We start from the raw sequence: 13,969 nt of genomic DNA on the forward strand, positions 1-13,969 counted from the left end.
AGATCCGCGCGGATCGAGGAGCGGGAACCGTGTTCCCGCCCCGTTCCGCGTCGGATCTCCTGCGTTCGGTCCCACCCGATCCCGAAAGGCCGATGATGGCTTCCCCCACGACCCCGATCCGACGCGCCCTGCCGCGCGTCTCCGCCCTCGCGCTCGTGCTGCTCCTCGCACTCGGCGCGTCCGCGCCCGCGCTCGCGGAGGCGCAGGACGACGGGACGGTCACGTGGTCGGTGCGGCCGGCCGACGCGTCGGGCGAGGATGGCCGCGCCTGGGTCGAGCAGGAGCTGGACCCGGGCGCGAGCGCGACCGAGCATCTGGCCATCCGGAACTTCTCGGAGCAGGAGGTGACCTTCCGCATCACGACCGCGGACGCGTACTTCCAGGAGAACGGCCGCTTCAGCATGCTGCCGTCGACGGAGGAGTCCGTCGACGCGGGCACGTGGATCGACGTGGTCGACGAGGTCGTCGTCGGCGCGGGCGAGGTGGAGATCGTGCCGTTCACGACGACGGTTCCCGAGAACGCGACCCCCGGCGACCACGCCGCGGGGATCGCGGCGTCGATCCTGTCGCAGCAGGTCGGCGAGGACGGCTCGTCGGTGGGCGTCGAGTCGCGCGTCGGCTTCCGCGTCATGACGCGGGTGGCGGGGGAGCTCACGCCGTCCGCATCCGTGGAGGCCGTCTCGTCCGAGTACGACGTGTCGTGGAATCCGCTGGCCCCGGGCGACGCGGTCGTGCGGTTCGAGGTCGTGAACTCGGGCAACACGCGGCTCATGGTGACGGGTACTGCCGCCGCGGGAGGCCGGGAGTCCGCGTTCCCGGGCCCCGACGAGATCGACCAGGAGCTGCTGCCGGGCGATCGGCGGACGTTCACCGTGCCCGTGGACGACGTGTGGCCGCTCTTCTCCGTCCCCGTCGAGCTCGAGGTCGTCCCGACCGTGGTCGGCGAGGGCGAGGGCACGCCCGTCGACGCGGTCCGCATCGAGACCGGGATGTGGGCGATCCCGTGGTCCCAGCTGGCCGTGCTCGCGGGCATCGCGCTCATCGTGGGATCCGGCGTGTGGGGCCGTCGTCGCTCGCGCCGCCGCATCGAGCGCCTCCTCGCGCAGGCGCGCGAGGAGGGCCGCCGCGAGGCCGCCGCGCCGACGGGGGACTGAGGGAGCCGACGGCCGGCCTCGCTCAGCCGACCCCCGACATCCGGATCTGTTCCGCTGTCAGCGGATATCCCCCTTCAGGAGGATGCCGATGTCGGAGGTCGGTGGCATCCTTTCCAGGTGCTTCTCAAGCTGCTCATCCGCTACCTCGGTCGATACCGATGGCTCCTGGTCGGCGTCCTCGTCTTCCAGCTGGGCTCCGCGCTCGCGGCGCTCTACCTTCCCACGCTGAACGCCGACATCATCGACAACGGCGTCGCCCGCGGCGACACCGGCTACATCATCCGCACGGGCATGTTCATGCTCGCCGTCTCGCTCGGCCAGATCCTCGCGTCGATCGTGGCGACCTACTGCGCCGCGCGCGCCGCGATGAGCGCGGGCCGCGACATCCGCCGCGACGTGTTCGGCAAGGTGAGCGCGTTCTCCGAGCGCGAGGTGTCGCAGTTCGGCGCCGGCTCGCTCATCACGCGCAACACGAACGACGTGCAGCAGATCCAGATGGTGTCCATGATGAGCGCGACGATGCTCGTCCAGGCGCCCATGCTCGCCATCGGCGGCATCATCATGGCGCTCCGCCAGGACATCGGCCTCAGCTGGATCCTCGCGGTCTCGATCCCGACCCTGCTCATCGTCGCGGGCCTCATCATCGGCCGCATGGTGCCGCTCTTCCGCGCCTACCAGGAGAAGCTCGACGGCGTGAACCGCGTCATGCGCGAGCAGCTCACGGGCGTGCGCGTCGTCCGCGCCTTCGTGCGCGAGGCGATCGAGGAGGAGCGCTTCCGCCTCGCCAACACCGACATCATGGTCGTCGGCCGCAAGGTCGGCTCGCTCTTCGTGCTGATGTTCCCGCTCGTCATGCTCGTGCTCAACGTGACGATCGTCGGCGTCGTGTGGTTCGGCGGCATCCAGGTCGACGCGGGCGAGACCCAGATCGGCACGCTGTTCGCCTTCATGCAGTACGTCGGCCAGATCCTCGGCGGCGTCATGATGGCGAGCTTCATGACGATCATGATCCCGCGCGCGGCCGTCTCGGCCGACCGCGTCGGCGCCGTCCTCGAGAGCGAGTCGACCCTCCTGCGCCCCGACAAGCCCGTGACCGAGTTCCCGCGCCGCGGGTCCGTCCGGATGCAGAACGTCGCGTTCACCTACCCGGGCGCGGAGTCGCCCGTGCTCGAGGGCATCACCTTCCACGCCGAGCCGGGGGAGACCGTCGCGATCATCGGATCGACCGGCTCCGGCAAGACGACCCTCGTGTCGCTCATCCCTCGTCTGTTCGACGCGACCGCCGGGCAGGTGCAGGTGCAGGGCGTCGATGTGCGCTCGGCCGACCTCGAGAGGCTGTGGAGCGGCATCGGCCTCGTGCCGCAGCGCCCGTTCCTGTTCAGCGGCACGGTCGCCAGCAACCTGCGGTTCGGCCGCGAGGACGCCACCGACGAGGAGATCTGGAAGGCGCTCGAGATCGCGCAGGCGAAGGACTTCGTCGAGGAGATGCCGGATGGCCTCGACTCGCGGATCGCGCAGGGCGGCACGAACGTGTCGGGCGGCCAGCGGCAGCGGCTCTCGATCGCGCGCGCGATCGTGCACAACCCCGACATCCTCGTGTTCGACGACTCGTTCTCCGCACTCGACCTCACGACGGACGCGCGTCTGCGGCAGGCGCTGTGGCGCGAGCTGCCGCACGTCACGAAGATCGTCGTCGCGCAGCGCGTGTCGACGATCACGGACGCCGATCGCATCATCGTGCTCGACGACGGGAAGATGGTGGGCTCCGGCACGCACGAGGAGCTCCTCGCGACGAACCGCACCTACCGCGAGATCGTCGAATCGCAGCTGGGAGTGGAAGCGTGAGCGACAAGAAGACGCAGGCCGAGATCGACGAGCAGCTCGAGCTCGAGCTCGCCGAGCAGGCGCGCCTGAACTCGGGGGACTGGGACTCGGTCGCCCCCGGCAAGGCCGCCGACTTCGGCAAGAGCTTCGGCCGCTTCATCGGCCTTCTCCGCCCCTACGCGTGGGTGTTCGCGCTCGTTTCGCTCCTCGGAGCGGTCGGCGTCGTGCTCGCCGTGATCGCGCCCAAGGTGCTGGGCGAGGCGACGAACATCGTCTTCGAGGGCGTCCTCTCGCTGACGCTCGCCGACCAGTTCCCGGCCGGCGCCTCGCAGGACGAGGTCGTGGCCGCTCTGCGGGCCGCAGGGCAGAACGACCTCGCGAACGTCGTCGCGGCGATGACCCACTTCGAGCTCGGCGCCGGAGTCGACTTCGACGCGCTCCGCGTGGTCATCGTCTGGGCGCTCGCGATCTACGTCGTGTCGTCGCTGCTGCAGTGGATCCAGGGCTACGTGATCAACGTGATCATGGTGCGCACGATGTTCAACCTGCGCGAGCAGGTCGAGCGCAAGATCAACAGCCTGCCGCTGGCCTACTTCGACCGCGTGCAGCGCGGCGAGCTCATCTCGCGCGTCACGAACGACATCGACAACATGACCCAGACGCTCCAGCAGGCGCTGTCGGGAGCCATCACCTCGCTGCTCACCGTGGTCGGCGTGCTCATCATGATGTTCTCGATCTCGTGGCAGCTCGCGCTCGTCGCCCTCGTCGCGCTGCCGCTCATCGCGTTCATCATGCTCGGCATCGGGCCCGCGTCGCAGAAGGCGTTCCAGACGCAGTGGCGCAAGGTCGGGCGTCTCAACGCCCGCGTCGAGGAGTCGTTCTCGGGTCACGCGCTCGTGAAGGTCTTCGGCCGCGAGCGCTCCACGGCCGCCGCCTTCCAGGAGGAGAACGAGGAGCTCTACCAGGCCGCGTTCAAGGCGCAGTTCCTCTCGGGCATCATGATGCCGAGCATGCAGTTCGTCGGCTCGCTCACGTACGTCGGCATCGCGGTGCTCGGCGGCATCATGGTCGCGAGCGGCCAGATCCGCATCGGCGACGTGCAGGCGTTCGTGCAGTACTCGCAGCAGTTCACGCAGCCGCTCACCGAGCTCGGCGGCATGCTGCCGGTCGTCCAGTCGGGAACGGCCTCGGCCGAGCGCGTGTTCGCGCTGCTCGACGAGGAGGAGCAGGAGCCCGACGCCGAGAACGCGCCCGCCGTCCCCGACGGACGCGGCGTCATCGAGTTCCGCAACGTGTCCTTCTCCTACTCTCCCGAGAAGCCGCTCATCCGCGATCTGTCGTTCCGGGTCGAGCCGGGTCAGACCGTCGCGATCGTCGGGCCCACGGGTGCGGGCAAGACGACGCTCGTGAACCTCATCATGCGGTTCTACGAGCTCGACGGCGGCGCCATCCTGCTCGACGGACAGGACATCTCGCAGCTCACGCGCGAGGATGTCCGCTCGCGGACCGGAATGGTCCTGCAGGACCCGTGGCTGTTCGCGGGCAGCATCCGCGACAACATCCGCTACGGACGCGAGTCGGCGACCGACGAGGAGATCCTCGCCGCCGCGAAGGCCACGTACGTCGACCGGTTCGTGCACTCGCTGCCCGACGGGTACGACACGGTCCTCGATGAGGACGCGGCCAACGTGTCGGCGGGCGAGCGCCAGCTCATCACGATCGCGCGCGCGTTCGTGCGCCGACCGAGCGTGCTCATCCTCGACGAGGCGACGAGCTCGGTCGACACCCGCACCGAGCTGCTGCTGCAGCACGCGATGGCGGCGCTGCGCGAGGGCCGCACGTCGTTCGTGATCGCGCACCGCCTCTCCACGATCCGCGACGCCGACCTCATCCTCGTGATGGAGCACGGCGACATCGTCGAGCAGGGCACGCACGACGAGCTCATCCGCAAGGAGGGGGCGTACTGGCGGCTGTACCAGTCGCAGTTCGAGCACGCCGTCGTCGACCTCGACGCCGCGGAGGCCGAGCCCGGGGAGGCGGAGGCTGACGGCGCCGATGCGGACTCGGCTCCGGCTCCGGGCGGGATGAGCCCCGCGCCGGTCGTCGCGGGCAGCGTCTCGGTCGTGACGGGCGCGATCCCGACGTCCTCTCCGGAAGGCGAGGACGACGGCGAGGGTCGACGACCCTGATGGCCGACGCGCACACCGGGGCCGGCCTCGCGGCCGGCCCCGGTGCCGCCTCAGCGGATCTCGTCATCGGGCCGGATGGTCTCGGCCGCCCGCGCTGGGCGGCTTCCGATGAGCTGATGCGCGCGTACTACGACACGGAATGGGGCATGCCCGTCCGCGACGAGACGGGCCTCTTCGAGCGGCTGAGCCTGGAGGCGTTCCAGTCCGGGCTGTCGTGGGCGACCATCCTGCGGAAGCGGCCGGCGTTCCGCGAGGTGTTCGCGGGCTTCGATCCGGATGCCGTCGCGACCTTCGACGAGTCCGACGTCGAGCGGCTCCTGGGCGATGCCCGGATCATCCGCAATCGCGCGAAGATCCTCGCGACCATCGGCAACGCACGCGCGACCGTCGAGCTGCGCGCGGAGGGCGGACTCGTCGATTTCATCTGGAGTCACCGACCCGCGCAGACGCCCGCGCCGACCTCGTACGCCGAGATCCCGACCACCTCGCCCGAGTCGATCGCGCTGTCGAAGGCGCTCAAGAAGCGCGGCTTCCGCTTCGTCGGCCCGACCACGATGTTCGCGCTCATGGAGGCCGTGGGCATCGTCGACACCCACCTCGTCGGCAGCCATCGCCGCGGTACAAGCGGGGTGTGGGCGTAGTCACGTGACCGGCGGCTGGTGGAGCGAGGCGCTGCCGACCCGAGCGCAGGCGGCACTCGTGGAGGCGTGGCTCCCGACCAGCGCGCTCATCGCAGACCTCTCGTGGGGGCAGGTCGACACTCGGGTTCTCCACGTGCGGGCGGAGCAGGGCGAGTTCATCGTCAAGGCCGCTGGCCTCGGGAACCACCACATCGGCCGCGAGATCACGGCGCACGAGCGGGCGACGGCTCCGCTCGTGCGCCGGGGCGCGGCGGCACCGCTCGTGGCCGCGGACCGCGACGCGAACGTGCTCGTGACGCGGTACCTCGAAGGCCGGCTCGTGCAGGGAAGCGGCGCCGAGTTCGCTCCGGACGTGCACCGGCAGGCCGGACGGCTGCTGCGCGTCTTCCACGCGGAGGCGCAGCACGATGGGGCCGGCTACGCGCAGCGGCAGACCGAGCGAGTGCTGGCGATGCTCGAGCAGCCGCATCGAATCGAGGCGGCCATCGTGCGGCGCGCGCGTGCCGTGCTGCGGTCATCCGCGCCGGCGCATGTGCCGCTCGTCCCGACGCACGGCGATTGGCAGCCCCGCAACTGGCTCGTGGACGCCACGGGGAGCGTGCGCATCATCGACTTCGGGCGCTTCGATCTGAGACCTGCCGCAACGGACCTCGCTCGCCTCGCGGTGCAGCAGTGGCGAGACAAGCCCGCGCTCGAGGGCGCCTTCCTCGAGGGCTACGGGGCGGACCCGCGCACGGAGCCGGACTGGTCGCTCACCCTCCTGCGCGAGGCGATCTCGACCGCTGTCTGGTCGCACCGGGTCGGCGACGAGTGCTTCGAACGGCAGGGACTCCGGATGCTCGACGAGGCTCTCGCGCGATTCTGACGCCGACGCGTGCGATCCGGGCGAGGTGGCCGAACCCGCGCACCGATCAGTCCACGACGGCGGCGACGGCCTCGATCTCCACGAGCTGGTCGTCGTAGCCGAGGACGGTCACGCCGAGGAGCGTGCTCGGCACATCGTAGTCGCCGAACGCGTCTCGGACGACCTCCCACGCGGCCACGAGGTCACTCTGGCGGGAGGACGCGACGAGCACGCGCGTGCTGATCACGTCACGGAGCGTCGCGCCCGCGTCCGCGAGCGCGGTCGTCAGCGTCTCGACACAGCGGGCGGCCTGCGCGACGTAGTCTCCGGGAGCGACAGTGGCGCCGTCGTCATCCAGCGGGCAGGCTCCGGCGAGGAAGATCAGGCGAGCGTCCTTCGGCGCGGTCGCCGCGTAGGCGTACTCGGCGACGTCGGACAGCGAGGACGAGCGGATGAGTCGGACAGCGGAGGCCATGTGATCATTCTCGTGCGCGGCGGGCCCGTGCCGGATCCCGCGCGCGGGGGAGAATCGGGTCATGCCCCGGTCTGATGCAGGCAACCCTGCGCGTCTTGTCGCGCATGATCCGTCGTGGTCTCTGATCGCACAACAGGAGCTCGCCGCGGTCGCTCACGCGCTTGAGGACGTCGAGGGCGGATCCGAGGCCGTCCTCGATCACATCGGCTCGACGTCGGTGCCCGGGCTCGCGGCGAAGCCGTTCGTCGACCTGCAGGTGCGGATCTCCCCGCTGCCGGCCGAAGGGGCGCTGGACGCCGCGTTCGCTCGGATCGGCTATCGGCGAGCCCACGGCTCACGACCGGATTCACCCGGCGTGCACCGAGACCTGCCCCGCGGCAGCGAGGCCGTGGCGGACGAGGTGTGGGAGAAGCGGCTCTTCGTCGGGCGCGACGGGACGACGATCCTCCATGTGCGCCGGATGGACTCCCCCTGGGGGCGATACGCGGTCTGGTTCCGAGACTGGCTCCGCGCCCATCCCGACCAGCGCGATCGCTACGAGCAGGTGAAGCGCGGTCTCTCGGCGGAGAACCGCGGGAAGGCCGACTACGACGACTACACGCGCGGGAAGACCGCGTTCTTCGACGAGGTCCAGGCGTCCTTCGAGGCCTGGGGACGCGCCCGCCCGTAGGGGAGGGCTCCCGTGCGCCGAGCCGGGCATGGCTTCGCTCGTCGAACGGGGCGGGTTCCGCCTTCTCGGTCGTTGAGCGGAGCGGGGTTCCCTTCTCGGTCGTTGAGCGGAGCGAGCGCCAGCGAGCGCAGTCGAAACGCCGCAAGCCGCCCCCAGGGAGCCGCCGCCTCGAGACAGCCGCGCGCACGCAGGCACGCGCGAACGGAGCATGTCTCAACCGCGATAGCCATAGGTAAGCAGTCGACTTACCTGCACGGATCAATGTCGGTGCCTCACGGTAAGGTTCTCACGCGGAGTCCCTGGTACAAGATGGTTCGGAGAGCGAGAAATCTTCGAAGAATCTTCGAGGAATGTCTTGTGCCGGGTCGTAGTTGTGTTCTACCATGGGGTATGGCCTTCCCATGGGCGCCCGATGAGGGGCAGGATGATCCGGCCGGCGCGGTGTGCGCCGCGGTCGGGTTGCTGGACGGGCTGTTCACACGGGTGGGGGAGGTGGCGTCGGGCGATCTCGCGGGGTTCACCGCGCGGGTGGAGCAGCTGGGGCGGGTCGTGGACGCGCTGCGGGTGCGGGCGGCAGGAGAGGTCGCGTGGCGGTCCCGGCGGGGCCTGGAGCGGCCCCTCGCGGGAGAGCTGGGCTGTCGGGACGGGCGGGAGCTGCTCGAGCGGCTCACCGGGATCCCCGGGCCGGCGGTATCCGCGCGGGTGCGGCTGGATGAAGCCACCCGCGACCGGGAGAGCCCCACCGGGCTCCCCCTCCCGCCCGCGCACCCCGCAGTGGCCGCGGCAGTGGAAGCGGGCCTGCTCGGGGTCGAGCCGGCGGCACTGATCGTGAAGGCCGTCGCCACCGCCCGCCGCGGCGCGCCCGCCTCCGAAGCCGACAAGCTCGAGGTCATGGAGCGCCACCTCGTCGGGATCGCCACCGGCGCGATCGCGACCGACCTGGACGAGGCCACACCCCCAGCCGAGGCCACCTCGCCGTTCCCGGACGGCACCGCCGCGGCCGTGCCGTGGAGCGTCGTGAAAGCCCACGCGGACGCGTGGGTGGACGTCCTCACCGCGGACGGCCTCCCGCCCGACCCCGAACGCCCCATCCGCAACCGCACCCTCACCCTCACACCCCTGCCCGACGGGGCCTTCCGCGTCAACGGCACCCTCGTCCCCGAAGCCGGCGCCCTCCTGCAGAACCTCCTCTCCGCCCACACCAACCCCGCCCACCACGTCACCTTCACCCCCACCACAGACCACGACGCCGAAAGCGGCGCGGCCGACGCAGACAACGGCGCCCACGGTGCGGCCGAGGCCGACAACGGTGCGGACGGTGCGGACGCGGCCGCAGGAGACTGCGCGGCAGGCGCAGCTGCGAGCGATGGCGCGGACACGGATGGCGATGGCGGGTTCTTCGACGGGATCGACACCGAGACCCGCAACGACACAGACCCGTGGGGACCGGACGAGATCATCCACGACCCCCGCACCCCCGGGCAGAAACGCCACGACGCGTTCTTCGCGATGATCCAGGCCGCCTCACGCGCCGCCGAGACCCCCACCCTCGGCGGCGCCGCCCCCACCGTCATGATCCACATCACCGCCGACGACCTCACCACCACCAACCCCACCGGCGACGGCGACGGCGTGCATGACACCGCGGCCCACGGCCCGGGGTCCGCGTTCACCCGCCCGAAGCGCGGCGTCGCGCACCTCGACGGCGTCGACGCGCCCGTCCCCGCGACCGTGGCCCGCCGGATCGGGTGCACCGGCGACATCCTCCGCGCCGTGTTCAGTCCCGAAGGGCGCATCCTCGAGCTGCGCAGCATCCAACGCTGCTTCACCCCCACCCAGCGCAAAGCGATCGTCGCCCGCGACGGCGGCTGCATCATCCCCGGCTGCACCATCCCCGCCGCCTGGTGCGAGATCCACCACGTCCAAGACCACGCCCACGGCGGACCCACCGAAACCGACAACGGCGTCCTGCTCTGCTGGTGGCACCACCACCACCTCGACACCTCCGGCTGGACCATCCACATGCACCACGGCGTGCCCTACATCGCCGCCCCCAACTGGATCGACCGACACCACCGCCACCGCCCAGCACCCACCTCCCGCACCCGACTCCACGCAAAACTCACCCACACCCTCAGATGCTGACAACCGCGCCGTGAAGGTCGTCCCCAGATCTGCCCCCCCGTAGCATCGCTGCATGACCCTGCCTGCCGGCCTGTCGATGCTGTGGGAGCAGACCTCTCCCGACGCGGCGCTTCTCGAACGGTTCGGGTTCACCGGTCTTCCCGACGCCTCGGAGTGGCTCTCGGTCACGTTGCGCGAGGTGTGGGGCATCGATCTGCACGGCGTCGCCCGTCTCGTGATCAGCGATCGCAACGCGATCGTCTGGGTGCGCAGCGGCAGCGGCCCGTTGGTCGTCAAATGGTCCTGCGCGACGCAGCAGTTCGATCGGCTGGCTGCCTCCGCCGAGATCCTCAGATCGCTTGCGGCGCGCGGGCTTCCCGTGGCGGATCCGATCCTGACGACGGAACGTCGTGCACGCGCGGTTCAGGACGGCCCGGGCGGTCCGCTCTCCATGGCCGTCCTCCCCGAGGTGTCGGGCGTCTGGCTCGACACGGCTGATCTGAACGCCGTTCACGCCGCGGGGCAGTGCCTTGCTCGACTCCACGACGCCCTAGGCCGCGAAAGCGGTGACAGCGCCCTCCAGATGGACGTCGGCGACCCGCGAGCACGGATCCGAACCTGGCTCGCGCACCACGATCACGGTGAGGTTCCAGAGGCCTCCTCGCGGCTCGAAGCGCTCCTCGCCGACCTGCCTGACCTCGAGGACCCGCCCCAGCTCGTGCACAACGACTTCCGGGCCGCGAACATCCTGACCCGCGGGTCCACCGTCGCCGCCGTGCTGGACTTCGACGAGGTCGCGACCTCACATCGGGTGAACGACCTCGCACGCGCGTCGGTGTACCTGCGCACCCGGTTCACCGACTGGCGGCCGACCTCCGTGGCAACCCGCGAGAGCCTGCGGCGCGGGTACGAGTCCGTGAGAGCCCTCGGAGAAGCGGAGCGCGCATGGCTCGAAGCTCTCATCCTCTGGCACGGGCTCATGGCCATCCCGTTCGGCAGTGATCCGTCCGAGTGGGCGGCCGCGCTCCGCTGAACCCCGGCACTAGCGTGATCCCATGACCGATTTCGGAGTGTTCTTCGGGCGGGCCGACCAGCTCCTCGACACGTCCTTCGCGGGCGAGCCCGACATCCGCGCGATCGACCCCGCCGCCGCCAGCGTGTCCGCGTTCGACCTCGGGCTGCTCCGCGGCGACGGCGTCTTCGAGGCCACGACGGTCGTCGACGACGTGCCGCTCGCCTGGCACCTCCACGTGCGGCGCCTCCTCCAGTCAGCGGCCGCGCTCGACCTGCCGGCCCCGAACGTCCGCGCGCTCGACCTGTTCGTGCGCGCGGCCATCCGTCGGATGAGCCCGATCGCCCGCGCCCACATCAAGCTCGTGATCACGCGCGGGGCCGATGCGACCCTGTCGGCGGTCGATGTGCCGACGTCCCCGACCGTCTTCGCGATCATCGACCCCGGGTTCGCTCCCAAGAAGCCCGAGATCGAGGTCGCCACGCTCGAGCGCGAGCTCCTGCGCGATTCCGCTCAGCGAGCCCCGTGGCTGCTTCTCGGCGCCAAGACCCTCTCGTATGCGACGAACATGGCGGCGCGCCGCGAGTACGAGCGACGCGGAGCCCAGAACGGCGTCTACGTGACCCGCGACGGCTTCGTTCTGGAGGGGCCGCAGTCGTCGATCGTCCTGCGCGAGGGCGCCCGAGTCGTGACGCCGCATCCGCGGATCGGCATCCTCCACGGCACGACGCAGGTCGAGCTCTTCGCCTGGGCGTCGCTGAACGGCCTCGAGGTCGCCTACGAGGACGTCGAGGTCGAGCGGCTGCACGCGGCCGACCAGGTGTGGATGATGGGCGCATCGTTCGTGCAGTCCGTCACCGCGATCGACGGACGCGCCATCGCGCACGATCGCGCCGCGACCGACGCGATCAACGCGTTCATGCAGACCGAGCGCGCAGCGATCGACGCCTGGACGCGCGCGCACGTCCCGGGCTGAGAAGCGCGCGCCCGCCCGGTCAGCTCTCGTCGGGCCCGAAGCGCGTGGCGTCGGCGCCGAGGGCGGACAGCGTCTCGAACAGGGCCGCGTCGTCTCGCCGCGTGTCGTCGTTGCCGGTCCGGCTCGCGAACGACTCGAGGCACGCGATGAGTCCGTCGGCGCCCGCGACGACCCACGTGCTCGCTCCGCCCGATGACTGGTCTCGCTGCCGGAGGTGCGCTTCGGCCCGCTCGTGCGAGTACAGCACGCAGGTGTCGAACCAGATCGGCTCCGACAGCTCCTGCTCGACGAAGCGCGAGAGCTGCTGCGCCTGACGCCGCACCTGCACGACGGGCGCCCGCTCGCCGAGATGGCGGTTCACGGTGATCGACTGCGGCGACTCGGGATCGCGGCGCAGCTGCACGGCGAAGTGCTCGCCGAGGTCGTTCTCGTCGACGAGCTTGCCGAACGCCTCGTGCACGGCGGATGGCCGCACGCCGTCGAAGAGCACGCCCTGCCAGCGCTTGTTCTCGATGACGAGCCGCGCGCCGTCGAGCAGGAGCACGTGGTCGATCTGCGTGACGAAGGTCCGCGTCTCGAGCGCGTCGGAGGGCATGAACACGACGTTCGTGTGGAGGCTTCCGCGAAGACCGAGCTGCTCGCACGCGGCGAGGATGAGCCGACGCGATGCGGCCTCCCACTTCAGCCCCGTCGCGAGCGTCTCGCGCGTGCGGCGCGCCACCTCCATCGACGCCGCCGTCTCGGCGCGCAGTCGCATGGTCTCGCGCTCGTGATCGTCGGATACCGCGGCGAGCCGGCTCTCGTGCTCGGCCGCCAGCGTCGCGACCTGGTCCTCATGCGCGCGGGTCAGCTCCGCGGCGCGCGTCGCACTCGCGACCTCGATCTCCGCCACTCGACGACGTGCGCGCTCCCTGCCGCGGCGGTTCGCGATGACGAGCACCACGACCGCGATGAGGAGCACACCGCACCCCGCGCCTGCCACCCACAGCCACTGCGTCTCATCCACGACTCCAGCCCATCACATCTCGGCGGCATCCTCGTCGCGGCGTCCCGCTGAGGTGCGACTCAGGTCTCGGGGAGCGAGCGGAACGCCTCCGCGAGGGCGTCGCGGGCGATCCGGAGCCCGGGCAGACGCTGTGCCGACACGCGCGTCGAGGTGAAGATCTCGCGGTGCGGCGAGCCGGGCAGGTCCACGAGCCGCGGCTCTGCCTCGTCGGCCGCGACGGCGAGACCCGGGATGAGCCCGACGGCATGCCCGGCGGCGATGAGACGGAGGTGCGCGGAGAGGTCCGTCGCCTCGTACCGGATGTCGGGCTCGAACCCCGCAGCCCGGCACTGCTGCACCGCCCACGCGCGGGCGGCTGTCCCCTCGGGCTCCATCACCCAGGCCGCCTCGCGCGCGTCGGAGAGCGACGCGATGCCGCTCGCGGGCCCCGCGGCGAAGCGGATCGGGTCGCGGCCGAGCAGCTCGCGGTCGAGCCCGGCGCGATGCGGCCGCGTATGGCCCGGGTACTGCTCGGCCATCGCGAGATCGAAGCCCCCGGCCTCGGTCTCGAAGAGGCCGTGCTCGGGAGGGGTGACGATCACCTCGACGCGCAGCGCGGGGAGGGCGTCGCGAAGGGCGTCGAGCATGCGGGGGATGAGCGTGCGCGCGCTCGTCTGGAGCGCCGCGATCCGCAGCGGCGCCGCGTCGGGCGCCAGGGCCGCGAGCTCGCCGCGCAGCGCCTCCTCGGCAGCGAGCAGCTGCGCGGCGTGGCGGGCGACCGCCTCGCCCGCTGCCGTCAGGCGCAGGCCTCGCCCCTCCGGCTCGAGGAGAGGGAGGCCGACCTCCCTCTCGAGCTGCTGCAGCTGATGCGACACGGTCGATGCGCTGTAGCTGCGCGCGGCCGCAACGGCCGAGAGGGTGCCGCGCATCCGGAGCTCGTGCAGGAGCAGGAGACCGCGGCTGTTCCAGGGGGTCGCCATCGTTCGAGAATATCGAAAGGTCATGCGCGAAAACGTGCGCTTTTGCCGGATGGTCGACGGCCGCACAATGAGAGCGATCCTCTCGAGAAAGACCT

12 protein-coding genes are annotated in these 13,969 nt (G+C 71.0%); 9 read left to right on the plus strand and 3 right to left on the minus strand.

What is annotated here, in order from left to right:
- The first annotated feature begins 95 nt into the window (after positions 1–95).
- The 5 genes from GC092_RS02115 (at position 96) to GC092_RS02135 (ending at position 6,673) form a co-directional block, all read left to right on the plus strand.
- Complete coding sequence (locus GC092_RS02115) at positions 96–1,154, plus strand: WxL protein peptidoglycan domain-containing protein (protein ID WP_324013824.1); 1,059 nt, start codon at positions 96–98, stop codon at positions 1,152–1,154.
- A gap of 117 nt (positions 1,155–1,271) precedes the next feature.
- Positions 1,272–2,999: an ABC transporter ATP-binding protein gene (locus GC092_RS02120; protein ID WP_282978711.1), complete on the plus strand. Its 1,728-nt coding sequence runs from the start codon at positions 1,272–1,274 to the stop codon at positions 2,997–2,999.
- Positions 2,996–5,167 carry an ABC transporter ATP-binding protein gene (locus GC092_RS02125; RefSeq protein ID WP_324013825.1) on the plus strand — a complete coding sequence of 724 codons (2,172 nt, stop codon included), beginning with the start codon at positions 2,996–2,998 and terminating at the stop codon, positions 5,165–5,167. The genes GC092_RS02120 and GC092_RS02125 overlap by 4 nt, the downstream gene beginning before the upstream one ends.
- Positions 5,167–5,808, plus strand: a complete 642-nt coding sequence (locus GC092_RS02130; protein WP_324013826.1) for a DNA-3-methyladenine glycosylase I — start codon at positions 5,167–5,169, stop codon at positions 5,806–5,808. Before GC092_RS02125 ends, GC092_RS02130 begins: the two co-directional genes overlap by 1 nt.
- A gap of 4 nt (positions 5,809–5,812) precedes the next feature.
- Entirely contained in the window at positions 5,813–6,673 is an 861-nt protein-coding gene (locus tag GC092_RS02135) for a phosphotransferase (RefSeq protein WP_324013827.1), read from the plus strand.
- A gap of 46 nt (positions 6,674–6,719) precedes the next feature.
- On the opposite strand, the gene GC092_RS02140 is transcribed toward GC092_RS02135, so the two are convergent.
- Entirely contained in the window at positions 6,720–7,127 is a 408-nt protein-coding gene (locus GC092_RS02140; RefSeq protein WP_324013829.1) for a RidA family protein, read from the minus strand.
- Between the two features lie 61 nt (positions 7,128–7,188).
- Between GC092_RS02140 and GC092_RS02145 the strand changes: the two genes are divergently transcribed.
- From GC092_RS02145 to GC092_RS02160, 4 genes are all read left to right on the plus strand, one after another.
- On the plus strand, positions 7,189–7,797 hold the full coding sequence (locus tag GC092_RS02145; RefSeq protein ID WP_324013831.1) for a GrpB family protein: 609 nt from the start codon (positions 7,189–7,191) through the stop codon (positions 7,795–7,797).
- A gap of 390 nt (positions 7,798–8,187) precedes the next feature.
- Positions 8,188–9,942: an HNH endonuclease signature motif containing protein gene (locus GC092_RS02150; protein WP_324013834.1), complete on the plus strand. Its 1,755-nt coding sequence runs from the start codon at positions 8,188–8,190 to the stop codon at positions 9,940–9,942.
- Positions 9,943–9,994: 52 nt separating this feature from the next.
- Positions 9,995–10,954, plus strand: coding sequence for a phosphotransferase enzyme family protein (locus tag GC092_RS02155; protein WP_324013837.1), 960 nt, complete (start codon positions 9,995–9,997; stop codon positions 10,952–10,954).
- Positions 10,955–10,976: 22 nt separating this feature from the next.
- A complete protein-coding gene (locus GC092_RS02160; protein WP_324013838.1) occupies positions 10,977–11,909 on the plus strand; it encodes an aminotransferase class IV in 933 nt (310 codons plus the stop codon).
- A gap of 19 nt (positions 11,910–11,928) precedes the next feature.
- On the opposite strand, the gene GC092_RS02165 is transcribed toward GC092_RS02160, so the two are convergent.
- On the minus strand, positions 11,929–12,915 hold the full coding sequence (locus GC092_RS02165; RefSeq protein ID WP_324013840.1) for a nuclease-related domain-containing protein: 987 nt from the start codon (positions 12,913–12,915) through the stop codon (positions 11,929–11,931).
- A gap of 59 nt (positions 12,916–12,974) precedes the next feature.
- Positions 12,975–13,874, minus strand: a complete 900-nt coding sequence (locus GC092_RS02170) for a LysR family transcriptional regulator (protein WP_271174351.1) — start codon at positions 13,872–13,874, stop codon at positions 12,975–12,977.
- Positions 13,875–13,969 lie beyond the last annotated feature (95 nt).

The organism is Microbacterium sp. JZ37, assembly GCF_035188445.1.
GTDB lineage: Bacteria > Actinomycetota > Actinomycetes > Actinomycetales > Microbacteriaceae > Microbacterium > Microbacterium barkeri.

What these genes read in the sequence shown, in the direction of transcription:
- GC092_RS02170 (WP_271174351.1), bottom strand. Translation starts at nt 13,874, where the DNA reads ATGGCGACCCCCTGGAACAGCCGCGGTCTCCTGCTCCTGCACGAGCTC.
- GC092_RS02160 (WP_324013838.1), top strand. Translation starts at nt 10,977, where the DNA reads ATGACCGATTTCGGAGTGTTCTTCGGGCGGGCCGACCAGCTCCTCGAC.
- GC092_RS02115 (WP_324013824.1), top strand. Translation starts at nt 96, where the DNA reads ATGGCTTCCCCCACGACCCCGATCCGACGCGCCCTGCCGCGCGTCTCC.
- GC092_RS02130 (WP_324013826.1), top strand. Translation starts at nt 5,167, where the DNA reads ATGGCCGACGCGCACACCGGGGCCGGCCTCGCGGCCGGCCCCGGTGCC.
- GC092_RS02140 (WP_324013829.1), bottom strand. Translation starts at nt 7,127, where the DNA reads ATGGCCTCCGCTGTCCGACTCATCCGCTCGTCCTCGCTGTCCGACGTC.
- GC092_RS02155 (WP_324013837.1), top strand. Translation starts at nt 9,995, where the DNA reads ATGACCCTGCCTGCCGGCCTGTCGATGCTGTGGGAGCAGACCTCTCCC.
- GC092_RS02145 (WP_324013831.1), top strand. Translation starts at nt 7,189, where the DNA reads ATGCCCCGGTCTGATGCAGGCAACCCTGCGCGTCTTGTCGCGCATGAT.
- GC092_RS02150 (WP_324013834.1), top strand. Translation starts at nt 8,188, where the DNA reads ATGGCCTTCCCATGGGCGCCCGATGAGGGGCAGGATGATCCGGCCGGC.